This is a genomic window from Kribbella sp. CCNWLW201 (assembly GCF_037203805.1).
Classification (GTDB): Bacteria; Actinomycetota; Actinomycetes; order Propionibacteriales; family Kribbellaceae; genus Kribbella.
In genome coordinates this window covers 1,049,144-1,072,438 of record NZ_JBBCBQ010000002.1, presented here as the reverse complement: position 1 = coordinate 1,072,438, position 23,295 = coordinate 1,049,144, and the positions used below count along the sequence as shown (strand labels likewise).

23 protein-coding genes are annotated in these 23,295 nt (G+C 68.3%); 14 read left to right on the top strand and 9 right to left on the bottom strand.

The annotated features are described in order from the left end of the window. Nucleotides 1–122: 122 nt before the first annotated feature. Entirely contained in the window at nt 123–641 is a 519-nt protein-coding gene (locus V9K99_RS14955) for a flavin reductase family protein (RefSeq protein ID WP_337323470.1), read from the top strand. On the opposite strand, the gene V9K99_RS14950 is transcribed toward V9K99_RS14955, so the two are convergent. After that, the gene (locus V9K99_RS14950; protein WP_337323471.1) at nt 626–1,090 is read right to left on the bottom strand and encodes a MarR family winged helix-turn-helix transcriptional regulator; all 465 of its coding nucleotides are present in this window, start codon (nt 1,088–1,090) and stop codon (nt 626–628) included. The two genes, V9K99_RS14955 and V9K99_RS14950, sit on opposite strands and share 16 nt — an antisense overlap. 60 nt (nt 1,091–1,150) lie before the next feature. Between V9K99_RS14950 and V9K99_RS14945 the strand changes: the two genes are divergently transcribed. The 7 genes from V9K99_RS14945 (at nt 1,151) to V9K99_RS14915 (ending at nt 10,159) form a co-directional block, all read left to right on the top strand. After that, nucleotides 1,151–1,591, top strand: a complete 441-nt coding sequence (locus tag V9K99_RS14945; protein ID WP_337323472.1) for a deazaflavin-dependent nitroreductase — start codon at nt 1,151–1,153, stop codon at nt 1,589–1,591. Nucleotides 1,592–1,595: 4 nt separating this feature from the next. After that, entirely contained in the window at nt 1,596–2,627 is a 1,032-nt protein-coding gene (locus V9K99_RS14940; RefSeq protein ID WP_337323473.1) for a zinc-dependent alcohol dehydrogenase family protein, read from the top strand. A gap of 218 nt (nt 2,628–2,845) precedes the next feature. Further along, nucleotides 2,846–4,120, top strand: a complete 1,275-nt coding sequence (locus tag V9K99_RS14935) for an ABC transporter substrate-binding protein (RefSeq protein WP_337323474.1) — start codon at nt 2,846–2,848, stop codon at nt 4,118–4,120. Nucleotides 4,121–4,163: 43 nt separating this feature from the next. Then, nucleotides 4,164–5,063, top strand: coding sequence for a carbohydrate ABC transporter permease (locus V9K99_RS14930; RefSeq protein WP_337323475.1), 900 nt, complete (start codon nt 4,164–4,166; stop codon nt 5,061–5,063). 115 nt (nt 5,064–5,178) lie between these two features. Continuing rightward, nucleotides 5,179–6,084, top strand: a complete 906-nt coding sequence (locus V9K99_RS14925; RefSeq protein ID WP_337323476.1) for a carbohydrate ABC transporter permease — start codon at nt 5,179–5,181, stop codon at nt 6,082–6,084. Nucleotides 6,085–6,321: 237 nt separating this feature from the next. Continuing rightward, entirely contained in the window at nt 6,322–7,956 is a 1,635-nt protein-coding gene (locus V9K99_RS14920; protein ID WP_337323477.1) for a hypothetical protein, read from the top strand. A gap of 382 nt (nt 7,957–8,338) precedes the next feature. Continuing rightward, on the top strand, nt 8,339–10,159 hold the full coding sequence (locus V9K99_RS14915) for an NHL domain-containing thioredoxin family protein (RefSeq protein WP_337336393.1): 1,821 nt from the start codon (nt 8,339–8,341) through the stop codon (nt 10,157–10,159). Here the strand turns inward: V9K99_RS14915 and V9K99_RS14910 are convergent. From V9K99_RS14910 to V9K99_RS14885, 6 genes are all read right to left on the bottom strand, one after another. Further along, nucleotides 10,149–10,397 (bottom strand): DUF6458 family protein, encoded by a 249-nt coding sequence (locus tag V9K99_RS14910; protein ID WP_337323479.1) that lies wholly within the window; start codon nt 10,395–10,397, stop codon nt 10,149–10,151. The genes V9K99_RS14915 and V9K99_RS14910 overlap by 11 nt on opposite strands. Nucleotides 10,398–10,606: 209 nt before the next feature. Next, nucleotides 10,607–11,389 carry a DUF4097 family beta strand repeat-containing protein gene (locus V9K99_RS14905; RefSeq protein ID WP_337323480.1) on the bottom strand — a complete coding sequence of 261 codons (783 nt, stop codon included), beginning with the start codon at nt 11,387–11,389 and terminating at the stop codon, nt 10,607–10,609. Nucleotides 11,390–11,498: 109 nt separating this feature from the next. Continuing rightward, nucleotides 11,499–12,725 carry a hypothetical protein gene (locus V9K99_RS14900; protein ID WP_337323481.1) on the bottom strand — a complete coding sequence of 409 codons (1,227 nt, stop codon included), beginning with the start codon at nt 12,723–12,725 and terminating at the stop codon, nt 11,499–11,501. Continuing rightward, a complete protein-coding gene (locus tag V9K99_RS14895; RefSeq protein ID WP_337323482.1) occupies nt 12,722–13,378 on the bottom strand; it encodes a hypothetical protein in 657 nt (218 codons plus the stop codon). The genes V9K99_RS14900 and V9K99_RS14895 overlap by 4 nt, the downstream gene beginning before the upstream one ends. Next, on the bottom strand, nt 13,375–14,589 hold the full coding sequence (locus V9K99_RS14890) for a hypothetical protein (protein ID WP_337323483.1): 1,215 nt from the start codon (nt 14,587–14,589) through the stop codon (nt 13,375–13,377). The genes V9K99_RS14895 and V9K99_RS14890 overlap by 4 nt, the downstream gene beginning before the upstream one ends. 200 nt (nt 14,590–14,789) lie before the next feature. Continuing rightward, nucleotides 14,790–16,649: an acyl-CoA dehydrogenase gene (locus V9K99_RS14885; RefSeq protein ID WP_337323484.1), complete on the bottom strand. Its 1,860-nt coding sequence runs from the start codon at nt 16,647–16,649 to the stop codon at nt 14,790–14,792. Between the two features lie 192 nt (nt 16,650–16,841). Between V9K99_RS14885 and V9K99_RS14880 the strand changes: the two genes are divergently transcribed. Beyond that, nucleotides 16,842–17,363, top strand: a complete 522-nt coding sequence (locus V9K99_RS14880) for a histidine phosphatase family protein (protein ID WP_337323485.1) — start codon at nt 16,842–16,844, stop codon at nt 17,361–17,363. On the opposite strand, the gene V9K99_RS14875 is transcribed toward V9K99_RS14880, so the two are convergent. Further along, nucleotides 17,360–18,262, bottom strand: coding sequence for an endo-beta-N-acetylglucosaminidase H (locus V9K99_RS14875; protein ID WP_337323486.1), 903 nt, complete (start codon nt 18,260–18,262; stop codon nt 17,360–17,362). The genes V9K99_RS14880 and V9K99_RS14875 overlap by 4 nt on opposite strands. Before the next feature lie 167 nt (nt 18,263–18,429). Between V9K99_RS14875 and V9K99_RS14870 the strand changes: the two genes are divergently transcribed. The 5 genes from V9K99_RS14870 to V9K99_RS14850 are packed head-to-tail and all read left to right on the top strand — an operon-like array spanning nt 18,430 to nt 22,645. After that, nucleotides 18,430–19,716, top strand: a complete 1,287-nt coding sequence (locus tag V9K99_RS14870) for an MFS transporter (protein ID WP_337323487.1) — start codon at nt 18,430–18,432, stop codon at nt 19,714–19,716. Nucleotide 19,717: 1 nt separating this feature from the next. After that, nucleotides 19,718–20,872 carry an anhydro-N-acetylmuramic acid kinase gene (locus V9K99_RS14865; protein WP_337323488.1) on the top strand — a complete coding sequence of 385 codons (1,155 nt, stop codon included), beginning with the start codon at nt 19,718–19,720 and terminating at the stop codon, nt 20,870–20,872. Between the two features lie 15 nt (nt 20,873–20,887). Beyond that, nucleotides 20,888–21,406 (top strand): AAA family ATPase, encoded by a 519-nt coding sequence (locus V9K99_RS14860; protein ID WP_337323489.1) that lies wholly within the window; start codon nt 20,888–20,890, stop codon nt 21,404–21,406. Nucleotides 21,407–21,455: 49 nt separating this feature from the next. Continuing rightward, nucleotides 21,456–22,475 (top strand): DNA polymerase III subunit beta family protein, encoded by a 1,020-nt coding sequence (locus V9K99_RS14855; RefSeq protein WP_337323490.1) that lies wholly within the window; start codon nt 21,456–21,458, stop codon nt 22,473–22,475. Further along, entirely contained in the window at nt 22,472–22,645 is a 174-nt protein-coding gene (locus V9K99_RS14850) for a hypothetical protein (protein ID WP_337323491.1), read from the top strand. Before V9K99_RS14855 ends, V9K99_RS14850 begins: the two co-directional genes overlap by 4 nt. A gap of 62 nt (nt 22,646–22,707) precedes the next feature. Here V9K99_RS14850 and V9K99_RS14845 read toward each other — a convergent pair whose 3' ends face one another. Further along, nucleotides 22,708–23,244 carry a GNAT family N-acetyltransferase gene (locus V9K99_RS14845; protein ID WP_337323492.1) on the bottom strand — a complete coding sequence of 179 codons (537 nt, stop codon included), beginning with the start codon at nt 23,242–23,244 and terminating at the stop codon, nt 22,708–22,710. Nucleotides 23,245–23,295 lie beyond the last annotated feature (51 nt).

Here is a 23,295-nt window from a genome sequence, read left to right as displayed (position 1 = left end):
ATGACAGTGCTTTTGGCTGGGCCTCCGGCGCCGGCTGGGTCATGGGGCTTTGACTCCCGCCCTTCCCTCGTCACTCCGGTCGCTTCGCTCCCTGCACTCCTCAGTCCAGGCCGGGAGGCCCCATGACGATCCACGGTGATCACCCGTTCTTGCCGCCTGAGTCCGAGCGGAGTCCGGTACGGCGGTTGCGCGGGCGGCTGCCGTCACCGGTCGGGTTGTGGACCACCGAGTACGACGGGAAGCGCGCCGGCCTCACGGTGTCGTCGATGCTCGTGGCCGACGGCGAACCGGGGTCGGTGATCGGCCTGATCGACGCGGAATCGGATCTCTGGGAAACGTTGCGTCAGGCAAGAACCGCGGTGGTGTCCCTGCTCGGCGAGCCACACCAGCAACTCGCCGACGCCTTCGGATACGTCGCACCGGCCCCCGGCGGCCCGTTCCGGATGATCGACTGGACCGACACGTCCTGGGGCCCGGCTCCGGTCGGTGTCAGCACCTGGGCCGGATGCACGCTGACCTCCACCGATCCGCCGGAGGTCGGTTGGGCGCTCCAGGTCCAGCTGGAGATCGTCCACGTCGAGCTAGCGCCGGACGAGACTCCTGCGCTGGTCCACCGCCGCGGTCGCTACTTCACCCTCTGACCCCGGATCCGCTCCGCCTGCTGGTCCTGGAGCTCTTCGCCCTGGACCAGGAAGCGGTGGATCGTCTCCAACTCCGTCCGCGTGTAGCGGGACAGCACCGCCGTACCGGCAGGCCTGACCGGGCCGTAGATCTGGTCGACCCGTTCCTCCGCGAGCGGGGTCGCGGTGACCAGGACCCGGCGACGGTCGGCCTCGTCCTTGGTGCGGGCGGCGTACCCGGAATTCTCCAGTCGCTCGATCGCGGCCGTCGTCGCGGCCGGGCTCAGCCCCGCCTCGGCCGCGAGCCGCCCGGCGGTCATGCCGCTGTTGCGCAGCAGCAAGCCGATGCAGAGCAGGTCGGTCCGGTTCACGCCGAGTAGGCCGGCCGCCGCCGCGTCCACCCGGTCGGTCGCGTTCTGGAACCGCACCACGGCCTCGGTGATCTCCGCGATCAACGTTTGTTTCGACACTCGAAATAATCTACCATCGAGAAAAATCTTTCGACGCTCGAAATAAATCGGAGGCTCTCGATGACCGTCACCACCCCGCTGCCCGGCTGGCTCAAGCCGGTGAACCGGCTGGTCAAACTCCTGTCCCGTACCGGCTTGCCGCTCGGGACCATCCACATCGTGTCCGTCCCCGGCCGCTCGACCGGCGCGATGCGTACGACGCCCGTCTCGCCCCTGACCGTCGACGGCAAGCGGTACGTCATCAGCCCGGTCCCGACCTCGGACTGGGTGCGGAACGCCCAGGCCGCCGGCTGGGGCGTGCTGGCTGCGGGCCGGAAGTCTGAGCGGGTCCGGTTGGAGGAGGTGGCGGATCCGGCGGAGAAGGCAGCGGTACTCCGTGCCTTCCCGACCGAGGTTCCGGCTGGTGTTTCCTTCTTCGTTCGCGTCGGCGCGGTCACGAGTGCGGACCCGGACGAGTTCGCCACGGCCGCACCGGGATGCGTGGTGTTTCTCGTAGTGTGAGCTCATGCGAGCCACCACGATTCATGCGCCGTACGACGTGCGGCTGAGCGACGTACCCGACCCGAAGATCGACGGGCCGACGGATGCGGTGGTCAAGGTCGTTGCCTCGTGCATCTGTGGTTCGGACCTGTGGCCGTATCGCGGGGAGAACAAGATCAGGCCGGGCAGCCGGATCGGGCACGAGTTCGTCGGCATCGTCGAGGAGGTCGGCAGCGACGTCCGCACGGTCAAGCCGGGCGACTTCGTGATCGCGCCGTTCGTGGTGAGCGACGGGACCTGTCCGCACTGCCTCGCCGGCTACCAGACCGCGTGCCAGAACCTGGTCGGCTACGGCAGCAAACGGGCCGACGGCGGCCAGGGAGAGTACGTCAAGCTCCCGTACGCCGATGGCACGCTGGTCGCCACACCTGAGCCTCCCGACGACTCGCTCGTCCCGTCGTTGCTCACGCTCTCGGACGTGATGGGCACCGGCTGGCATGCTGCTCGGTCCGCACGGGTGAAGGCGGGCGACACCGTCGTCGTGGTCGGTGATGGGGCTGTGGGTCTGTGCGGCGTACTGGCTGCCTCGCGGATGGGTGCCGAGCGGGTAGTGGCCATGTCCCGGCACGAACCACGGCAGAAGCTTGCGACCGGGTTCGGTGCCACGGACATCATTGCCGAACGCGGTGACGACGCGCGGGACGCCGTACTCGAGTTGACCGGTGGGGTCGGGGCGGACGCCGTACTGGAGTGTGTCGGGACCGGGCAGGCGATGACGACCGCCTTTGATGTCGCCCGGGCGGGGGCCACGGTCGGCTTCGTCGGTGTGCCGCATGGGGTCGAGGTGCCGATCGGGACGATGTTCGGCCGCAACGTTGGACTGGCTGGTGGGATGGCGCCGACCCGGGCGTACCTGCCCCAGCTGATGGCCGACGTGCTGGCGGGGGAGATCAACCCCGGGCTGGTGTTCGACTCCGAGCTGCCGCTGGCGGATGTGGCCGAGGGCTACAAAGCCATGCACGAGCGGCGGGCGATCAAGGTGTTGCTCACGCCTTAGTTTGCGAACCCGTCACAAACGCGCAGGCTCGCTGCGCAAGGTGCCCGATCGGGCGCCGAATGTGCGCGCTCTCACACGCCACCCCCGCCGGGGGTCACGGCTGCGCAACGCGCGTGCGCAGATCGTTGACACCCGGTGCGCGGCGTGCCCAGAGTTGGCCCGTCAAGGGGGCATCGTTGTCACAGGCGGCTTCCATGAACTGATCGGAGAGTGAAATCATGCGTGGTGGTCTGAGCAAGACCGTCGCGGTGCTGGGTGCGGCGGGTCTTCTCGCGGTCAGTGCCTGCGGAAACAGCGACGACGGCGGGGGTGGCGACTCGGCGGCCAGCAAGGACGTCACCGTCTTCACCTGGTGGGCCGACGGTGGTGAGAAGGCCGGTCTGGACGGCATGGTCTCGGTGTTCAACACCGAGTGCAAGGACTACAAGTTCGTCAACTCCGCGGTCGCGGGTGGCGCCGGCTCGAACGCCAAGCAGGTGCTCGCGAACGACTTGCAGGCCGGCAAGCCGCCGTCCACCTTCCAGGCGCACGCAGGCGCCGAGCTGAGCGACTACATCAACGCGGGGCAGGTCGACGACGTCAGCGGTCTGTACAAGGAGTTCGGCCTGGACAAGGCCTTCCCGCAGAGCCTGATCGACAACCTGACCGTCGACGGCAAGATCTACTCGATCCCGGCCAACGTGCACCGCGCGAACGTGACCTGGACGAACCCGACCGTGCTGAAGAAGGCGAACCTCGACGCCGCCACCGCGCCGGCCAGCGTGGACGCGTGGATGGCCGACATGGACAAGCTGAAGGCCGCCGGGGTGAAGGCGCCGCTGGCCATCTCCAAGGGCTTCGCCCAGGAGATGCTGGTCGAGGTCGTGCTGCTCGCCGAGCTCGGCCCGGACAAGTTCACCGCGCTCTGGAAGGGCGAGGGCTGGGACGGCGCCGACGTGAAGGCGGCGCTGGACAAGTACAAGAAGCTGCTGTCCTACACCAACGCCGACCGCGAGGCGGTCGACTGGCCGGACGCGCTGCAGTACCTGAACAAGGGCCAGGCCGGCTACTTCGTGATGGGTGACTGGGTCGCCGCTCAGCAGTTGGCCGACAAGGTGCCGGACACGGCGTACACCTACTGGCCGTCCCCGGGTACGGCGGGCAACTTCCAGTACCTGTCGGACTCCTTCACCCTGCCGACCAACGGGCAGACCCCGGACGGTGCGAAGTGCTGGCTGAAGGTCACCGGCTCGGCCGAGGGCCAGAAGGCGTTCAACACCAAGAAGGGCTCGATCCCGGCCCGTTCGGACGCCGTGCCGGCGGACTACCCGAAGTACCAGCAGTCCGCGATGGCGGACTGGAAGAAGGACAAGATCGTCCCGTCCTGCGCGCACGGTGCGGCCTGCACCCTGGGCCAGAACAACGACATCCTGTCCGCGATCAGCCAGTTCAGCGGTAGCCAGGACGTCGCCAAGCTGCAGTCGGCGCTCGGCGCCGCGATGAAGAAGAGCTGATGCCGAGCGAGTGGGGGACCGGATCCGGGTCGGAGGTCTGAGCATGCACGGAAGAATCCGTACCTGGGGCCCCGGTGCCCTGGTGCTGCTGCCGACGGTGCTGCTGCTCGGGTACTTCGTCTACGGGTTGATCGCGTGGTCCTTCAACACCTCGCTGACCGACCGGCACACGGCTCGCAAGGGCCCGGCCGAGTACGTCGGGTTCGAGAACTACGCGAACCTGTTCGGCGAGGACCGGTTCCTCAACTCGCTGAAGAACCTCGGCGTGCTCACGGTGGCGTTCATCGTGGGCACGCTGGTCTTCGGCCTGCTCTGGGCCCTGCTGCTGGAGAAGGGGGTCACCGGCGAGAGCATCTTCCGGTCGATCTTCCTGTTCCCGATGGCGATCTCGATGATCGCCTCCGGGGTGGTCTGGAGTTGGCTGCTGAACCCGTCCCAGGGTGACGACGCGCGCGGCCTGAACCGGCTGTTCTCGATCGTCGGGATGAATTTCCTGGAGAACTCCTGGTGGACCGCGGGGAGTAGATGGACGACGATGGCGTCCATTGCCCTACCCGCGGTCTGGCAGTTGTCCGGCTACATCATGGCGCTGTTCCTGGCCGGTTTCCGGGGCATCCCGCCGGAGCTACGGGAGGCCGCCCGCGTCGATGGCGCGAGCGAGTTCAAGCTCTACCGGCACGTGCTGTTCCCGCAGCTGTCGCCGATCGCGCTGTCGGCGCTGATCATCCTCGGCCACATGTCGCTGAAACTGTTCGACCTGATCTACGCCATCACCGGGCCGAACCAGTTCCGCACCGAGGTGCCGGCCATCTACATGTGGAACACGCTGTTGCGCAGTGACCAGGCCAAGGCGGCCGCGATCGCGATTGTGATGCTCGCGGTGGTCGCCGTACTCGTCATCCCGTACGTCGCGTACACCGTCCGGCAGGAGAGCAACGAATGACTCTACTGATGCCACGCCTCCGGCGCGGCGGGTCATGGGGCTGTAACTCCCGGCCTTCCCTCGTCTCTCCAGTCGCTTCGCTCCCTACGCTCCTCAGTCCAGGCCGGGAGGCCCCATGACCGCCGCAGAGGCCGAGGCGGCCACCGGCAGGGCCGCCGCCGCGATCCGTCAGCAGCCCCGCCGCGGTGGCCTCGCGGACGGTACGACGCGGACCAGCCGGACCGTGAAGTACCTGCTGCTGCTGTTCTTCCTGCTGTTCGTGCTGACCCCGGTGTACGTCGTACTGATCACCAGCTTCAAGACCGCCAGTGACACCACCGCCGCCGCGCAGTGGTCGCTGCCGGAGACCTGGACGCTGGAGCCGTGGCGCAAGGCGTGGGACGTGCTGCAGCCGTACATGATCCGGTCGCTGTCGCTGGCGATCCCGGCCGCGATCATCTCCTCGATGATCGGGTCCGCGAACGGGTTCGTGCTGGCCCGCTGGCGGTTCCCGGGCGCGAACCTGGTGTTCGCGTTCATCCTGTTCGGGATGTTCATCCCCTACCAGGCGGTGATGCTGCCGCTGCGGACGACGTTCACCGAGCTGGACGTCACCCGCGGCGTACCGACGCTGATCATCGCGCACGTGATCTACGGTCTGCCGATCTGCACGCTGATCTTCCGCAACTACTACGCCACCATCGTGCCGAACGAGATCATCGAGTCGGCCCGGGTGGACGGCGCCGGACTGATCCAGACCTACGTCCGGATCATCCTGCCGATCTCGATCTCCGGGTTCGTGGTGACGCTGATCTGGCAGTTCACCTCGGTCTGGAACGACTTCCTGTTCGCGCTGTTCCTCACCCAGCAGCAGAACGGCCCGGTGACCCTGGGCCTGGCGGCGCTGTCCGGCGGCCAGAAGGTCGACTACGCGGCCAGCATGGCGGGCGCGCTGATCACCTCGTTCCCGACCCTGCTGGTCTACATCCTGCTCGGCCGCTGGTTCATCGGCGGCCTGATGGCTGGCGCCCTCAAGGGCTGATCGGTCCCATCTGGTCATGGGGCCTCCCGGCCTGGACTGAGGAGCGAAAGGAGCGAAGCGACTGGAGCGACGAGGAAAGGCCGGGAGCCAAGGCCCCATGACCCTGCCGGTGCCGGAGGCCCGGCCAAAAGCACAGCACGGGCCGCAGTCGTGTGGTGACGGCGTGTCGACGTACTTATCCACAGGACGCGCGCAGGGGCCTGCGGCGGACTGGGGCTGGAAGGTAATGTCGCGGACGTGACCAAGTCACCACGAGGCCGGGACGGCCGACCAAGCCACTTGCGGCTGGTCGGTTCGACGCCAGGCCCAACCCACCGGCCCACGGCGGGTGTCGACGTCGACACCACGCCGAGTGTCGCCGTGCTGGAAACCCTGCTGGAAACGCTGACCCTCGATCTGGCCGCCGCTCCCCGGGCGCTGCACCCGGTGATCGCCGAGGCCTCGGTCGCGCGGTCCGCTGCGATGCTCGCCGACCAGCTCTGGCCGGCCGGAAGACCGGACGAGATCGGCGAGGTGGAGCGGTTCTTCTGGGCCGACGCCGCCCGCGTGCTCGGCGAGCGCCGCGACCCGGAATCCTTTGTCCTGTTGACGAGTCTGGCCCGCACGGTCGGTCCGGCCGGGCGGCTGCCGCTGCAGCGCGCCCATCTGTCCCGGCTGCGGACCGAGGCCGAGGTGCCCGAGTGGGTGACCCGGATCGCCGGGTTCCGGCTGACCAGCGCGATCGTGTCGGAGGACATCACCGGCGACGGGCTGAGCGTCGTACTGGACTATGACGACGAGCGGCATCCGCACACGCTGGTGGTGTTCATCGACAACAACCTCGGCGCGATCGTCAAGGACGTGTTCGTCGGGCCGCCGGTTGACCAGGTGCTGGAGGCTTATCAGCGCGGCGGCCGGGTGACCATTCGGACGGTCCGGCCGTCGACCGCGGCCGGCATCATCCTGCAGGCGCTCGGCGAGACCAACGACTTCGACGATCCACCGGTGACCGAGGACTTCGAGTTCTTCTCCGGACTGCTGGTGAACCGGCTGACCCAGCTGCCCGAGCGCCCCATCCGGCCACCGATCCGGCCGTTGCTGTCACCGAGGCAGCGGGACCAGCTGGTCGACGAGTTCCTCGAGTCGCAGTACGCGATAGACCTGCCCGACGACGCGGCCGACATCGTCCGGTTGTGGATCGACCACGCGGTCGATCACACCGTGGGCGGTCCGCTGCGGGTCAGCGCCGTACTGGTCGAACTCTTCCTGGCGCACTGGCTGCCGCGGAAGGTGCTTGCCGACAGCACCTACTTCGAGGCGGTTCCGACGGCGGTGAAGGCGTGGCTGGAGTTCGCCGGGGAGCGGACGGCCCTGGCGCTCGACGTGATCGACGAGGCGGTCGACGCGGTGGACGTCTGGACCCCGGCGCTCGAGGCCGCGGCGATGATCGACCCGGTCGGCTCCAAACCGGGTGAACGCGTCTTCCTCGACGACACCACCAACGACCTCGAGGACGCCTACCGGGCGTTGTCCGGCCTCGGTTCGCCGCCGCAACCGGACCTGCAAGGCCTCGACAAGTCCCAGGCCGCGACGCTGTCCGTCCTGGCCCCGCACGCCTGGCTGATGGCCGGCGAAACCCTCGGTACGACGTACGCACCCGACGCCTTCGACATCGCCGAACGCCTGGTCCGCGACGCCCCCGACCTGCTCGCCAAAGCCCGTCTCTCCACCTGGCCCCGAGCCATCGTCTGGCTCCTCGCCCACCGCCACCGCCTCGTCGGCCCCGGCGAACCCCTCACCCCCTACACCCTCGCCGCCGACCTCTCCTCCTCCCCAGCCACCCTCCGCAAAACCGCCAAACTCCTCACCGACACCCTCATCCTCCCCCGCTGACGTCCACGCCCGACCCGCGCGCATCGGCTGCGATCAGTCGTCGGGACCTGGGACCCCAACCGGGGACCGGCAACACGAAATAGCACGTCCCAGCCCACCCCTTCCTGTCCAAGGTCCCGACACGTGGCGGGTCGGGGGCGCGCTCGCGGACCTTTGGCACTCACCAACCTCAGCGGTTCGGCCCGCGGCTGACTGTGCCGCTCCGGCGACTGACCGTGCTCCGCCCGGGAGTGGGACTTGGTGAGTGCCGCAGGTTCAGCTCCACTGGGAACCCGTGGCAGTGGCGGATCGCCAGGCCATCACAACTGCGGGTCTGGGCTGTGCCCCCGCAGGAGGGCCTTGGGCCGGGGGGATTGTGATGGCGTGGGGGTCCGCTGGCCGGATGGCTGACCTGGGCGGTTGGGCGGGGGCGGAGAATGGAGCCATGCATGTGCGCGCGCCGGAGCTCAGGGGTCGTGGGTGGTTGAACACGGGTGGGCGGGAGTTGTCGCTCTCGGACTTCCGGGGACGGTTCTTACTTCTGGATTTCTGGACCTTTTGCTGCATCAACTGTCTGCATGTGTTGGATGAGTTGCGGCCGTTGGAGGAGAAGTACGGGGATGCCCTGGTGATTGTCGGGGTGCATTCGCCGAAGTTCGCGCATGAAGGGGAGGAGGCCGCGGTCCGGGCCGCGGTGGAGCGGTACGAGGTGGGGCATCCGGTGCTGGACGATCCCGAGCTGGTGACCTGGCAGAACTACACGGCCCGCGCCTGGCCGACGCTGGTGCTGGTGGATCCGAACGGGTACATCGTCGCGCAGTACTCCGGTGAAGGCCACGCGCACGCCCTCGACGCCCAACTGGCCGAGCTCATCGCCGAGCACGAGCAAGCCGGTACGCTGACGCGCGGCAAGTCGCCGTACGTCGCTCCGAAACCCGAGCCGACCGATCTCCGCTTCCCGGCGAAGGTGGTTGCCCTGGACAAGGGATTCCTGGTCGCCGACGCGGGGAACCACAGCATCGTCCAGCTGGCCGAGGACGCGACCACCGTCGTACGACGCTTCGGCACCGGCCAACGTGGTTTCACCGACGGGGACCAGGCGGCCTTCTCGGAGCCGAACGGGCTCACCGTCCTGCCCGCGGATGTCGCCGGCAAGCTCGGGTACGACGTCGTCGTCGCCGACACGGTGAACCACGCACTGCGCGGGATCACCCTGGAGACCGGCCAGGTCACCACCTTGGTCGGCACCGGCAAGCAATGGATGGACGGCGACGGCACCGACGTCCTGAGCTCGCCGTGGGATGTCGCCTGGTGGCAGGACAAGATCTGGATCGCGATGGCCGGCGTACACCAGCTATGGACGTTCGACCCGTTCACGAAGATCACCGAAGTTGCCGCAGGCACCACCAATGAGGGGTTGAAGGACGGTGCGCTGACGGACGCGTGGTTCGCGCAGACGAGCGGTCTGGCCGTCGACGGCGATCGCCTTTGGCTGGCCGACTCCGAGATCTCCGCGCTGCGCTGGATCGACACCGAGGTGCACACGGCCGTCGGCACGGGCCTGTTCGACTTCGGCCTGCGCGACGGCAAGGCGAGTGAGGCCCTACTGCAGCATCCGCTCGGTGTGACCGTCCTGCCCGATGGTTCGATCGCCATCGCCGACACCTACAACGGCGCCGTACGACGGTACGACCCGCGCACCGAGGTGGTCGACACGATGGCGACCGGACTCGCCGAGCCCAGCGGTGCTGTTGTCGTAGGCAACGAGCTGCTCGTGGTCGAGTCGGCCGCCCACCGGCTGGCCCGCGTCCCGCTGGGCGCATCGGCGACCGCGGACGAGTTCAGCACCAGGACGCAGCGGCCGCCGATGGACGTGGCCGGCGGCGAGGTCACGCTCGAGGTCGTGTTCACGCCGCCGCCGGGTCAGAAGCTGGACGATCGCTACGGCCCGTCGACGAGGCTGCTGGTGTCATCGACGCCTGAGTCACTGTTGCGCGAAGGTGCCGGCGACTCGACCGACCTCACCCGCCGGCTCGTCCTCGATGAGCGGGTCGGAGACGGGGTGCTGCACGTCGCCGTACAGGCTGCTTCGTGTGATGACTCCGCCGAGGTCGAGTTCCCCGCGTGTCACATGCACCGGCAGGACTGGGGCGTGCCAATCCGCGTGACGCCGGACGGCGCCACGCGGCTCGAGTTGGTGCTGTCCGGAGCGTCTACTCCTTGACGTCGCGGTGGTGCTCCTCGACCACCCGGTACTCCTCCTCGATCGCCGGATCGATCGCGTCGGTCTCGACCCGACGGCGCCGATTGGTGATGTAGAAGGAGAGTGCGATCCCAGCCAGTCCGGCGAGGATCAGGATGTAGCCGACGGCCGTCAGGTTCACGGCGTCCCACGAGTCCTGGACGGCGAACGCCAGCACGGCACCCACGACCATCAGAAAGATCCCCACACCGATACTCATGCACGTCCTCGCTTCGCTCCGGGCGCGCATGAGGCACGACATGCGCAGCGCCTGATGATGAGCTCGCTCCGCTCGCTCATGCGAGCCTCCTCGTGAAGTTCGCCTTACACAGTCGACGCTACTCCGCTCACGCGGCGTAATCCATGCACAGCGCGTGTCTGTTACACCACCGAACGAGGACTCAAGTACCCACCGGCAAACCCGGCTACTCAGCTGGTGTGCAGTTCGATGTCGCCGCTGGTCGTGGTGGCCTCAAGAGTGTGGCTGCCGTTCGACTCGTCGCCCAGTTCGTTCTCGACCTCGCCGCTGCGGGTCTCGGTGCTGACGTTCCAGCTGCCGGCCGGTGCGGTCACCTTGATGTCGCTGCTGGTGCCTTTGGCGCGTACGTCGTTCGCCTCGGCCAACTCGAGTTCGAGGTCGCCGGAGGTGGTCTGTGCGTTCACCGCACCGCCCTTGAGACCGGACGCCTCGATGTCTCCCGAGGTCGCCGTCACGTCGAGCTTCCCGGTCAGGTCCTTTACCACCACGTCGCCGGACGTCAGGTCGAGCTTCACGTCACCGGTGACGTCGCTGATCTCGATCGTGCCGGACCGCGACTGGGCGTCCACCCCGCTGACCCCGGCAATCGAGATGTCGCCGCTGCCGTTCTCACCGGTCACCTTGGTGCCGCGTGGAACGGTGACGACGAAGTCGGCGCTGCACTGCCACCCGCAGTCGCCGTCGAGCTTCAGCACCCCGTCGTCGACCGAGTAGGCGTCGCCCTTCTTCCACAGCCAGAACGTGCGCTTCTCCTGGACCGTGGTCTTGTCGTCGTCGGACACCTTGATGGTGACGTCGGCGCTCTTGGCGGCCAGCTGGACCGTGGTGATCTTCTCGCCGATCTCGTGGTCGTCGGTGGAGTCCCGGTCCCCGAACTGCCAGAACGCCAGTGCCGCCCCGGCCACCAGAAGCACCGCCCCGAGCTGCTTGCTCTCCGCCATCATCCGCCTCATCTCGAAACCCCGCCCAGCCTGTCGCTCGACAGTAGGCCGGGTGATGCTGAGGCAGGATCAGGCAGATCCCCCGAGGCACCCCTGAGCCACACCCCAGGGACGCCTGAGGTCAGGACCGGTACTCGCCCCGGGACACGGCGGCGGCGAGATCGTCGTCGAGGTTGCCGAAGAAGGTTCGCGCCCAGAGATCGTCGCCATGCCAGTAAGGCCCGTCCTCACCCGGCAGCGAAGCCGGCGCCTTGCCGCGCTTGAGCGCCTGCCGGCACTCGGCACACAACGGCAGCGTCAACGTCGTCCCGTCAGCCTCGACCTGGGTCGGCCGCCCGGAGGACCTTCCGTGCAAGGGATTGAAAGCACACAACTCCGGTACGACGTCCAGCTTTCGACCAGCCGCCGCCGCGAGGGCAGCGTCGTACTCGCGCCGCGCCTTGTCCAGCAGCACCATCGCACCGACCACGTCGACGAGATCCTCCGACGAGTCGAGCACCTTGCCGGCGGCGTGATGAGCGTCGAGAGCGGCCTGCTGATGCCGCAAGCCCTCACCCTTGGCATCAGGCAACGCGGCCAGCGCCGAGCCCAACGTGGTGAGCTCGGCGTTCGTCTCGTGAGTCAGGCGACGACGCCGCTCGGCGGCGACAGACGCGGCGACATGCGGCGGAATGCTGAACGGCTTCTCCCGCCGTGGACGATCAGCCCTGGGTTTCCGCAGTCCGATGATCAGCCCCAGTCCGACCAGCGCGGCGATACCCAGTCCGACGATCAGCGCGATCGATCCACCACCCGAGGACTCAGGGTCCTCCTCGTCCCCGGACCGCGGAGCGGTCGAGGTCGGCGTCGTCGCAGGCAGTCCGGGAGCCGCCAGCAGCTCGTACATCCGGGCCAACACCTCGGTCGGCCCGGCGTCGTACCCGGTGTCCTCGAGCGCCTGCTTCCGGGCCGCCCGCAACTTGTCCTCGCCCACTTGCGGTACGTCGTGTGCCTCGTACCAGGGGAACTGGCTGCCGCCGTCGACCACGACGTACACACCGGGCTTCCCGAGCGCATCGATGACCAGGGTGAGCACGTTGCTCTCCGCGCCCTGGAACGCGTCGCTCGGCGTCAACGGGAGCACGATCGAGTAGACCGGGTACCCGAGCGCCTTCGCCTTCGCCCGGACGTCGGCCCGCAGGTTCTCCGGCAGCGCCGACTTGTACGCCGGATCGACGTACAACGGATCCTTGGCCAGCGCCGCCGCGATCTCCCGAGCGCGCTCGGCCGGCGTCTGCGCCTGAGCGGGTACGGCGGTCAGCGACACCAGCAGCGTCAGCAGGACAGTCAGGGCCAACCGGGTCTTCACCGCGTTCCTCCACGTCGTCGGGCAACCAGCGCTGCCACTCCGAGCACGACTCCAGCGAGCAGCGAGCCGCCCACCAACCCGAGTACGCCGCCGCCTGCCCCATTGCCGATGGCCTTGCCCACGGTGAACCGCTCCTCGGGGTACGACGGCTCTGGCTGCGGCGCGTACGGCTCCGTGCGCGCCGGCTTGGCGCTGTACTGGTCCCCGACCTTGACCTTGCCGAGGAATGCCGAGAGCTGGCTGCTCATCGACTCCCGGGCCTCTGCCACCATCCTGTCGACCGTCCACGCCGCAATGTCGTGCTCAACGCCGTACGTCATGTCACCGTCCATCACGACGTACAACCCAGGTTTCTGATGAGCGGCAGCGAGCCAGCCGGCCAACAGCGCCGTGTCGCCCTTCTCCGGGAACCATTCCCCGGTCGGTACGACGGCGACGTACACCGGAACCGGTGCGGCCTCGATCTCGCGGAGCAGCTCGGCGGACTGCTCAGCGTCGATCAGGGACGTGTAGTCCGGGTCGACGGACAAGGGCTGTGTCGCCCAGGCCGCAGCCGCAGCGGTCACTCGCGGATCCGACGGAACCGCGGCCCACGCAGCACTCGGCACGAGGCACAACATGGTTGCTAGGAGCAACAGCAAGAGTCGTCTCATCGGACCTCGTCCTGGAGCTGCGCCACCCGCTCGGGCAGGTCGTCCGAGAGCGCTCCGAACCCGGTCTCCACCATCAGGCTGTCCTCCGGATCCAGCGTCCAGTAAGCGACGTGCTCGCGACCGATCAGGCCGGACCGCTTCCAGACCTGCAGACCGTACGGCGTCTCACCCTTGCGAAGGATTCGCGCACACTGACGGCAGGCCGGCACCTCGATGTCGTCCGACCAGGTGACCGGTGTCGTCCCGGACCGGTGGGTCGGATCGAAGAAACACGGCCTCAGAACCTGACCTCGACTCGCGCCGGCCTCGGCCTGGCGGGCCAGCACGAAGGCACCCGTCACCGCGAGCAGATCCTCCGGCTGCCCGTCCCGCAGCTTGCGGGCCGCGTCCAGGCGACGGTAGGCGTCGTCGCGTCGATCGAGGTCCTTGACCGACTTCCCGCGCCGTTTGTCCAACCGGTCGAGTGCTGTCTGCGCCCGCTCGATCCAGTCGTCCGCCTGGGCCTGCATCACCTCGACCTTGACGGGTGACCCACCGGCGGGCACCTGCTTGGCGGGCCGAGTCCGGCGACGCAGTGCGAGCCAGAGCGTCAGCCCGAAACCAGCCAGCGCACCGATCGCCAGGCCGATGAACACGGACCGATCCTCCAGATCCGTGACCGACGGACCGCTCGGCCCGGTCTCCGGCTCCAGATCGCCGGCCGGGATCGCGGGCAGCGGGCGACCGTCGTACGCCGTCGCGGCCTGCTGAATCATCCGTACGACCTGAGGCGCCGGCCGGTCGTCGATGATGTCCCGGTACTGCTCGTCGTCTCGCCGGACGCTGCTGAGATCCCGGCCCCTCAGCCCGGCCGGCCGGTACAGCTCCGCCATCTCGGACCAGTAGTTGTCGGAGACCACGGCCACCACGTACAGCCCAGGCTGCCCGACCCGAGCCTGCAGCAACGTGACCAGATCGCTCAGTTTCTCCCGCGTGTACGGCGTCCGTGGCACGAGAGCGACGTACACAGCGAAGTCGACGGTCCCGGCCTCCGCGCGGATCCGGTCCAGTTCCGGGACCGGGCGCAGCCGCTCGTCGACGTAGATCCGGTCGCTCTGCCAGCTGGCCGCGATCCGGTCCGGCAGCTCCGGCGTCGCGGCCCGCGCGGGGAGGACTGGGAGGAACGCCAGGACGCCGAGCAGAGCGGCGAGGCGGAGCACACGGAAGAACATCGCGGACAGCCTACGTAATGGCACGGCCCTGGCTCGGACAGGGGAAGCCGAGCCAGGGTCGCAGGGGTGCCACGGGCAGAAACGTTCCTCTGTGCAGCTGTTCCTCACCAGGGCAGATCGCGGGGCAACCCGGGGCAGATCCAAACTGCCCCGACCTCCGGCTCGATCCGCGCAAGTGACCGAGCCGGAGGGCAGGGGAATCAGAAGGCGGACTCGGGCAGGTCCATCACGTCGAGGTCGGTGAGCTCGGCCTTGACCCGCTCGGCCCGGACCGACGGCATCGTGGACCGGACGAACCACTGGGCCGCCGCGACCTTGCCGGTGTAGAAGTCCTGCTCGGATGGGGACAGCTCGCCGCCGAGCTTGTTCAGCGCGACCTCGGCCTGCCGCAGCATCAGCCAGGAGCAGACCACGTCACCCAGCACGAACAGCAGCCGCGAGGTGTTCAGCCCGACCTTGTAGATGTTGCGCGGGTCGCCGTTCTCCGCCTGCGGGTTGCTCGCCATCAGCGCCTGGCCCATCACCCCGAGGATCTTCTGGGTGTCCTCCAGGCCCTTCGCCAGCAGCGCCCGCTCCTCCTTCAGCCGGCCGTTGCCGGCCTCGGAGGCGACGAAGCCCTGGATCTGCTCGGCCAGGTGGCCCAGTGCCTTGCCCTGGTCTTTGATGATCTTGCGGAAGAACAGGTCCTGGCCCTGGATCGCGGTGGTGCCCTCGTACAGGGTGTCGATCTTGGCATCCCGGACGTACTGCTCGATCGGGTAGTCCTGCAGGAAGCCGGAGCCGCCGAAGGTCTGCAGCGACTCGGTGCCGAGCAGCGTCCACGACTTCTCCGAGCCGTAGCCCTTGACCAGCGGGAGCAGCAGGTCGTTCACACCCTCGGCGACCACGTCGTGCTCACCGGCGTACCGCGCCTGCTCGGCCCGGTCCTGGTACGTCGCGGTGAACAGGACCAGCGCCCGCAGCGCCTCGGCGTACGCCTTCTGCGTCAGCAGCGAACGGCGGACGTCGGGGTGGTGGGTGATGGTGACCCGCGGCGCGTCCTTGGCCGGCTGGGTCAGGTCGGCGCCCTGGACCCGCTCCTTGGCGTACTCGAGTGCGTTCAGGTAGCCGGTGGACAGGGTCGCGATCGCCTTCGTCCCGACCATCATCCGGGCGTACTCGATCACCTGGAACATCTGCGCGATGCCGTCGTGCACCTCGCCGAGCAGCCAGCCCTTGGCCGGCGTCCCGTCGCCGAAGGTGATCTCGCAGGTGGTGGACACCTTGATGCCCATCTTCTTCTCGACGTTCGTGACGAAGGCGCCGTTGCGCTCCCCGGTCAGCTCGCCGGTCTCCAGGTCGAAGTGGTGCTTCGGTACGACGAACAGGCTCAGCCCCTTCGTACCGGGACCGCCGACACCCTCGATGCCCTGCGGCCGGGCCAGCACCAGGTGGACGATGTTCTCGGTCATGTCGTGCTCACCCGAGGTGATGAACCGCTTGACGCCCTCGATGTGCCAGCTGCCGTCGTCCTGCAGGGTGGCCTTGGTCCGGCCGGCGCCCACGTCGGAACCGGCGTCCGGCTCGGTCAGCACCATGGTGGCGCCCCAGCCGCGCTCGATGATGTGGTGCGCGATCTTCTGGTCCCGCTCGGTGCCGTTGCGCCAGAGCACGTGCGCGAAGTTGGGGCCGGCGGCGTACATGTGCACCGGCGGGTTGGCGCCGAGCACCAGCTCGGCGGCGGCCCAGCGCAGCGACGGCGGCGTGGGCTGACCGCCCAGCTCGGCCGGCAGCTCGAGCTTGAACCACTCGGCGTCCATGTAGGCGTGGTAGCTCTTCTTGAACGCCTCCGGCATCCGCACCTCGTGCGCCTCGGCGTCGAACACCGGCGGGTTGCGGTCGGCCTCGGCGAACGACTCGGCCAGCTCGTGCTTGGCCAGCCGGTCGATCTCGGCCAGCACCTCACGGGCGGTGTCGACGTCCATCTCGGCGTACGGGCCCTGCCCGAGCACCGAGTCCCGGCCCAGGACCTCGAGCAGGTTGAACTCGATGTCCCGCAGATTCGACTTGTAGTGGCTCACGCCTTCACCTCGCTCCGCTCGGCTTCGGCGTGAGCCAGAGGCTGCTGTGCATATTTGTTCGATCGCTACGCTCTCTCACAGGTGTTCCCCTACCTCTTCGCAGCATGGTACTCACGAGTAACTTAAGTATATACCCACGAGTAACGAAGGCAAAGGCGTTTGTCTGGAAGGTGATCCAGGAGACTTGTCCAGGTGACGGTCACGCTGATCTACGAGACGCACTCGACCACGCTCGACAACGAGCAAGGAATCGCGACGGGATGGCTGCCCGGCGAGCTCTCCGAGAAGGGGCGGCGGGAGGCCGCGGAGCTGGGTGCGCGGCGCCAGCGGGTCGACGTCGTGTTCAGTTCCGACCTGCGTCGCGCGGTCCAGACCGTGGAGGCGGCTGGCCTGACGGTGCCGCACTTCCAGGACTGGCGCCTGCGCGAGTGCAACTACGGCTCGCTGAACGGATCGCCCCGGAGCGCGCTCGAGCCGCGGGCGGAACGGGTGCACGCACCGTTCCCCGGCGGGCAGAGCTACTGGGAGGTGATGGAGCTGACTCGCTCGTTCCTCGAAGATCTCAAGCGCTGGCACGACGGCCAGGTGGTGCTCGTGGTCGCGCACTCGGCGAACCGCTGGTCCCTCGACCACCTCCTGGACAGTCGCGCCTCCCTCGAGGACCTGGTCGCCGCCCCCTTCGAGTGGCGACCAGGCTGGGAGTACCACCTCTAGGGGGTGTAGACGGCGGCGCTTCCGTAGAGCTTGTTGGTGAAGGCGGAGATGTAGGTGGCCGTGTTCGCCGAGGTCAGGTTGTAGGTGAGGAAGACGCCGTACCCGTCGGCGACCGTGCGCTGGGCGAGCGTTGCGGCGGTGGACGAGCTGGTGCCGGTGAACGACACGGCGGCCGGCGAGAGGCGGGACTTGTCGCTCGGGCCACTCGGGACGGACCAGGTGCCGTAGTACGGGTTCCAGGCGTAGTCGAAGGTGTTCGCGATGCTCACGCCGTTGTAGGTCAGCCGGTCTGAGGCCGGGCCGATGTCGTACAGCGTGATGAGCTTGTTCGGCAGCTTCGCGCGCAGGGCCGAGACGAGGTAGACGAACGAGCTGTCGTTCGGCTGGCCGGTGCCGTTGTTGCCGTATTCGGCGTACTCGTCGTCGAAGTCGATCCCGTCGAGCCCGTACGTCGTCACCGCGTCGGCAAGCTCCTGGGCGAACGCGTCGGCGGCCTGCTGGGACGGGAAGTTGGCGAACCCGGCGCCCTGGTGGTTGCCGAGGATGGACAGCAGGACCTTGATGCCCTTCTGTTGCAGCGGCCGGACCTCGGTCGCCACGTTGTCGAGCACGTTCTGCACGTTCTCGTTGACGTGCAGGTAGGCGTTCGTGCCGTCGTAGTTGATGTTCGCCGCGAAGATGACCGCGATGTCGAACACCTGCGCACCCCCCTTGGCGAGGGTGTACTTGGCCGCGTTCGTCATGCTCTCGTTGTTGACCTCGACATAGACAACCGAGATCGGTCCGGTCTTCGCGCGCGGGCGCGGTTTCGCGTGCGCCTGGGCGGGTAGTGCGACGCCGGCGGACGTCGCGGCGATGGCTGACAAGAGGGTTCTTCTGCGCATGGGGCGATGGCTCATCGGTGAACTCCTGGTCTGCTGGGCGGGGCAAACACTAAACCGGTATAGCAGCCCGATCTTCGGTGCTCCGGGACACGCTGTCAAGCGGAGGTCGCGCTGTCGGAACTAATGGACGAAGATGTGTATCCGGGGTGGGAAAAACTTACGACATCGAGGAGAGGACCCCGATGAGCACCACCGCACAGACGGACACCCGGACCCGGCGGTCGCTGGTCGCGGGGACGGTCGGCAACTTCGTCGAGTGGTACGAGTTCGGTGCCTACGGTTTCTTCGCGACCGTGATCGCGGCGAACTTCTTCAGCAGTACGTCGACCAGCGACGCCGAGAGCCTGATCAAGACGTACGCCTCGTTCGCGCTGGCCTTCTTCTTCCGGCCGATCGGCGCCGCTCTCTTCGGCCGGGTCGGCGACCGGATCGGCCGGCGCCCGACGCTGATCCTGGTCCTGCTGCTGATGACCCTGTCGACCACGCTGATCGGTCTGCTGCCGACGTACGCGACCGTCGGTGCGGCGGCGCCGTGGTTGCTGACGCTGGTGCGGGCGCTGCAGGGGTTGTCGGCGGGTGGCGAGTTCGGCGGAGCGGTGTCGATCATGACCGAGTTCGCGCCGAAGACGAAGCGCGGTCTGTACGGCGCTTGGCAGTCATTCACGGTCGCACTCGGGCTGCTCGCGGGTGCGGGGCTGGCGGCGACCCTGGCCACGGTGCTGAGCAAGGAGGCGCTGACCGACTGGGGCTGGCGGGTGCCGTTCCTGCTCGCGTTACCGCTCGGTCTGGTCGCACTGTGGTTGCGGCTCCGGCTGGATGAGACGCCGAGCTTCTCCCGGGTACAGCAGGAGGAACCGCGACCGGCCGGCGCCGGTGAGGTGGCCAAGGCGATCGCTCTGGGGATCGGCCGGCTGATGGGCTGGTCGGCGGCCGGCTACACCTTCCTCGTGGTGATGCCGTCGTACCTGCAGGCCACGTTGAACGCGACGTTCCAGCAGGCGCTGGTCGCGACCGTGCTGGCGAACGCCGGGTTCGCCGCGTCGATCCTTCCGGCCGGTTGGCTGAGCGACCGGATCGGGCGGCGGCCGGTGATGGTGGCCGGCGCCGCGTTGGTCGTCGTACTGGCGTTCCCGTTGATGAACCTGCTGCAGGACAAGGAGGCCGGGAACGCGGCCAAGGGGTTCGCGGTGTTCGCCGCCGGTCTGGTCGTCGGGCTGATGGCCGGGCCCGGTCCGGCGATGCTGGCGGAGATGTTCCCGACCCGGGCCCGCTATACCGGTCTCGGGCTGGCGTACTCGCTGTCCAACGCGGTGTTCTCCGGGTCGGCCGGGCTGATCATCACCGAGCTGATCAAGCGGACCAAGAACATCGACATCCCGGCGTACTACGTGGTCGCGACCTGTGCGGTGAGTGTGGTCGCGCTGCTGACCTTGCGCGGCGACGACCATCGACGGGAGTTGCGGGACTGACATGCGCGTCATCGGTCTGATGTCCGGGACGTCGTACGACGCCATCGACGCCGCAGCAGCTGACCTGCGATTGGACGGCGACCGGCTGGTGCTGACGCCGCTGGGAATGCTGAGCCAGCCGTATCCGGCTGGGCTGCGGGCCTCGATTGCCGAATCATTGCCCCCGGCAAGTACGTCGATGGAGCAGGTGTGCCGGCTGGACACCGGGATCGGGCAGGCGTTCGCCGAGGTCGCGCGGCGGGCGGTCGAGCAACTGTGCGGTGGGTACGCCGATCTGATCGTGTCTCATGGTCAGACGGTGTTCCACTGGGTCGACGGCGGTGCGGTCCGGGGGACGCTGCAGCTGGGCCAGCCGGCCTGGATCGCGGAGGCGACGGGGACGACTGTGGTGTCGGATCTGCGGACTCGTGACGTCGCGGCCGGTGGTCAGGGCGCACCGCTGGTGAGCATCCTCGACGTGCTCTGGTTGCGCGGACGGCCCGGCGTACCGATCGCGCTGAACCTCGGTGGGATCGCGAACATCACCGTGGTGAACGGCGAGCCGGTCGCGTTCGACACCGGGCCGGCGAACGCGCTGATCGACGCGGTCGTCACTGACCTGACCGGCCGGCCGTTCGACCCGGACGGGGCGATGGCCGGCCGCGGGCAGGTCCACGGGGAGCTGCTCAAGCGGTTGCTGGCCGAGCCGTACTACGGCCGGCCGGCGCCGAAGAGCACGGGCAAGGAGCTGTTCAACCTCGCCTATCTCGCCCAGGCCCTCGAGGGTCTGCCGGACATCCCGCCCGATGACCTGGTCGCCACGGTGACGACGCTGACCGCGCGGACGGTCGCTGACGCCGTACGGCGGTACGGCGGGACCGAGGTGATCGCGTCGGGCGGTGGCATCCGCAATCCGGTGCTGATGCATCTGCTGGCGTCGGAGTTGGGGACGGTGCCACTGCGCAGTACCGACGAGCTGGGGTTGCCGTCGGCGGCCAAGGAGGCGTACGCGTTCGCCGTACTCGGGTTTCTGACCGTGAACGGACTGGGTGGGACGGTGCCGAGTTGCACGGGTGCGCGGCACTCGAGTGTGCTCGGTTCGATCACTCCAGGAGCCGGTGGACTGCCGGTTGCCGGGGGAGACGCGCGGCCTCCTGCGAGTCTCGTGATCGAGTGACCGACACTGGTCTCTGTGACGAGGCTCTTCGTGGTGACGGGTGCACCCGGTTCCGGGAAGTCGACCGTCGTACCTGAACTGGTACGGCTGAGTCCCGGGAACATGGTCGTGATGGACATGGACGAGTTGCTGGACGATCACGGACGGTTGCTCGGGATCGATATCGCGAGTCCGACCGCGGCACCGATCTGGCCGGCGTACAACGCGCTGTGGTTACGGATCACCGAGCTGATCCGGCGGTCCGGGATCCCGGTCCTGCTGCTGACCCCGGGGCTGCCGTCGGAGCTGCCCGAGGGGAGGTGGCTGCATCTGGACTGCGCGGACGCGGTACGACGGAAACGGCTGGCCCGGCGGGGTTGGCCGGAGGCGCAGATCGAGGAGGCGCTGGCGGACGCGGCGGAGCTCCGCAAATTCGTTCCTCGCTCGGTGCGCGGTGACGTCTCGCCGGAGCGGTCCGCCAAGAGCATCCTCGAGTGGATCCGCACGGAGCGCCTGGGCAAAACCCTCTCCCTCTGGGGCCGGCTGCGCGGGTGAGGTTCCTTCGGCTTGACCTTCGAGTTGGTTCAGGGCGGAGGGTCGGGGGATGCTGACAATCAGTGAGTTCGCCCGGTTGGTGGGGCTGGCGCCTAGTGCATTGCGCTTTTACGACGACTGCGGCGTACTCCCGCCCGCCTCGGTCGACGAGACCAACGGCTACCGGTACTACGCCCTCTCGCAGCAACCCCGGGCCCGGCTGCTGCGGGACCTCCGCGAGATCGACCTCCCGCTCGCGGAAGTACGCGTTGCCCTCGACGCGGACCCGGCCGAGCTCGCGGCCGTCGTACGCGCCCACCTGCGCACGGTCGAGGCGAAAACCGCTGCCGCCCGAGCCGCCGCCGACCACCTCCTCACCGGCCTCCTGGCCGACCGCACCGTCGCAGTCCTAGGCGGCCCAGAACTAGCCAGCGCCCTCCGCCAAGTAACCCCCGCTGCGGCCTCCGCGCCGGACACAGAACTGGCTGTGCTCGAGTGTGTGCTGATCGAGCTCGCGCCCGACGAGGTGACATTTGTGGCGAGTGATCGGTATCGGCTGTCGGTGCGCACGGTGCAGCCGGTCGAGTTCAGTGGGGTGGCGGCGCGGTTGCTGGTGCCGGCGGCGGAGTTGAGCGGGTTGAGCCGGTGGGTCGCCGCAGGTGACGTCGTGCGGCTTGAGGCCGGGCCGGGTACGGCGGTGATCGTGCGGGATGGGGAAGCGCGCGAACTCGCGGTGGTTTCGGCGGACTATCCGGCGTACCAGGTGATTCTGGACGGGCTGACGCCGCCCGGGTGCCGGGTGGTGGTGGATCGGGCGGCGTTGCGGGCTGCGCTGGAGGGGCGCGAGGTTGTTGCCTTTGACATCGATTCGGGGGAGTTGCGGATCGACGGTGAGGTCAAGCTCGAGGTGATCGGGTCGGGGTCGATCCGGATCGGGTTCACCGCGTCGCTGCTGGCCGCGGCGTTGGAGGCGAGTGTCGGACCCGACGTACTCCTCGAGATCTGCGCTCCCGACCGGCCGGTCGTCGTACGCTCGGCCGACCAAGGCACGTTCACCACACTGGTGATGCCTGTCCGGCTGGACGGGTGAAGCGCGGCTACTCCGGCTGGCTGGCAGGGTCCACACTCTCGGCGTTCGGCGACAGCGCGCTGTTCTCCGCGCTCGGCTGGGCGGCGACCGGGATCGCCCCGCACGTCGCGGGGCTCGTGCTGACCGCGTTCACCCTGCCGCGCGCCGTACTCCTGCCACTCGGTGGATGACGAGTCGAGGGGAAACCTTTCGCCACCTGGTGCAAGTTTGTTTCCCCACGACCAGGCAGGGCTCACCGTTCGTCCGCGCGGCTGCGTGAGATTTCCGCAGCGACGTCAACGCCATCGGGTTGCCCAAGTGGCTGCCGCAGGACTGCACGGCGCGCTCCCGCGGTGGTGAATTCGAGTTCGAAGGTGGGGTAGTCGGGTTGGGGGCAGGGGGTGCCGGGGTGGCCTAGGTGTTCGTAGAAGGGGGCGGCTCGTTCGTGGTGGGCCTGCCATTCGAGGTAGTGGACTCGGGTGGACGCCCAGTCGGTGACGGCGGACATGAGGGCTCGGCCGACTCCGGTACGGCGGTGATCGGGGTGGACGTAGAGATCGTGGAGGCGTCCCTGGTGGCGGCGGCCGGCGCGGAGGTGTGGGCCGTAGTCCTGGACGACTGCGTAGCCGTGCAGGCCGTGGTCCTCGTACCCGAGGGCGACCCAGCGCGGGTCATCGACGAGTTCGGCGTACAGCGAGCGGGTCTCCCCTTCGGTCAGGCCGGTTCCGAAGCCCTGGAGGAGGGGCCAGAGAGCGGGCCAGTCGTCGAGGGTCAGGCGTCGTACGGACATGCCGGTCAGCGTTCCAGCACGAAAGGGCTAGCGCACCCTATTTAGCTATTG

Bases quoted from the DNA above. Each gene is read 5' to 3' on its own strand.
- V9K99_RS14945 (WP_337323472.1), top strand. From the start codon at position 1,151: ATGACCGTCACCACCCCGCTGCCCGGCTGGCTCAAGCCGGTGAACCGG.
- V9K99_RS14905 (WP_337323480.1), bottom strand. From the start codon at position 11,389: ATGAGGCGGATGATGGCGGAGAGCAAGCAGCTCGGGGCGGTGCTTCTG.
- V9K99_RS14895 (WP_337323482.1), bottom strand. From the start codon at position 13,378: ATGAGACGACTCTTGCTGTTGCTCCTAGCAACCATGTTGTGCCTCGTG.
- V9K99_RS14930 (WP_337323475.1), top strand. From the start codon at position 4,164: ATGCACGGAAGAATCCGTACCTGGGGCCCCGGTGCCCTGGTGCTGCTG.
- V9K99_RS14875 (WP_337323486.1), bottom strand. From the start codon at position 18,262: ATGAGCCATCGCCCCATGCGCAGAAGAACCCTCTTGTCAGCCATCGCC.
- V9K99_RS14955 (WP_337323470.1), top strand. From the start codon at position 123: ATGACGATCCACGGTGATCACCCGTTCTTGCCGCCTGAGTCCGAGCGG.
- V9K99_RS14940 (WP_337323473.1), top strand. From the start codon at position 1,596: ATGCGAGCCACCACGATTCATGCGCCGTACGACGTGCGGCTGAGCGAC.
- V9K99_RS14935 (WP_337323474.1), top strand. From the start codon at position 2,846: ATGCGTGGTGGTCTGAGCAAGACCGTCGCGGTGCTGGGTGCGGCGGGT.
- V9K99_RS14865 (WP_337323488.1), top strand. From the start codon at position 19,718: ATGCGCGTCATCGGTCTGATGTCCGGGACGTCGTACGACGCCATCGAC.
- V9K99_RS14870 (WP_337323487.1), top strand. From the start codon at position 18,430: ATGAGCACCACCGCACAGACGGACACCCGGACCCGGCGGTCGCTGGTC.
- V9K99_RS14925 (WP_337323476.1), top strand. From the start codon at position 5,179: ATGACCGCCGCAGAGGCCGAGGCGGCCACCGGCAGGGCCGCCGCCGCG.
- V9K99_RS14845 (WP_337323492.1), bottom strand. From the start codon at position 23,244: ATGTCCGTACGACGCCTGACCCTCGACGACTGGCCCGCTCTCTGGCCC.
- V9K99_RS14915 (WP_337336393.1), top strand. From the start codon at position 8,339: ATGGCTGACCTGGGCGGTTGGGCGGGGGCGGAGAATGGAGCCATGCAT.
- V9K99_RS14855 (WP_337323490.1), top strand. From the start codon at position 21,456: ATGCTGACAATCAGTGAGTTCGCCCGGTTGGTGGGGCTGGCGCCTAGT.
- V9K99_RS14890 (WP_337323483.1), bottom strand. From the start codon at position 14,589: ATGTTCTTCCGTGTGCTCCGCCTCGCCGCTCTGCTCGGCGTCCTGGCG.
- V9K99_RS14910 (WP_337323479.1), bottom strand. From the start codon at position 10,397: ATGAGTATCGGTGTGGGGATCTTTCTGATGGTCGTGGGTGCCGTGCTG.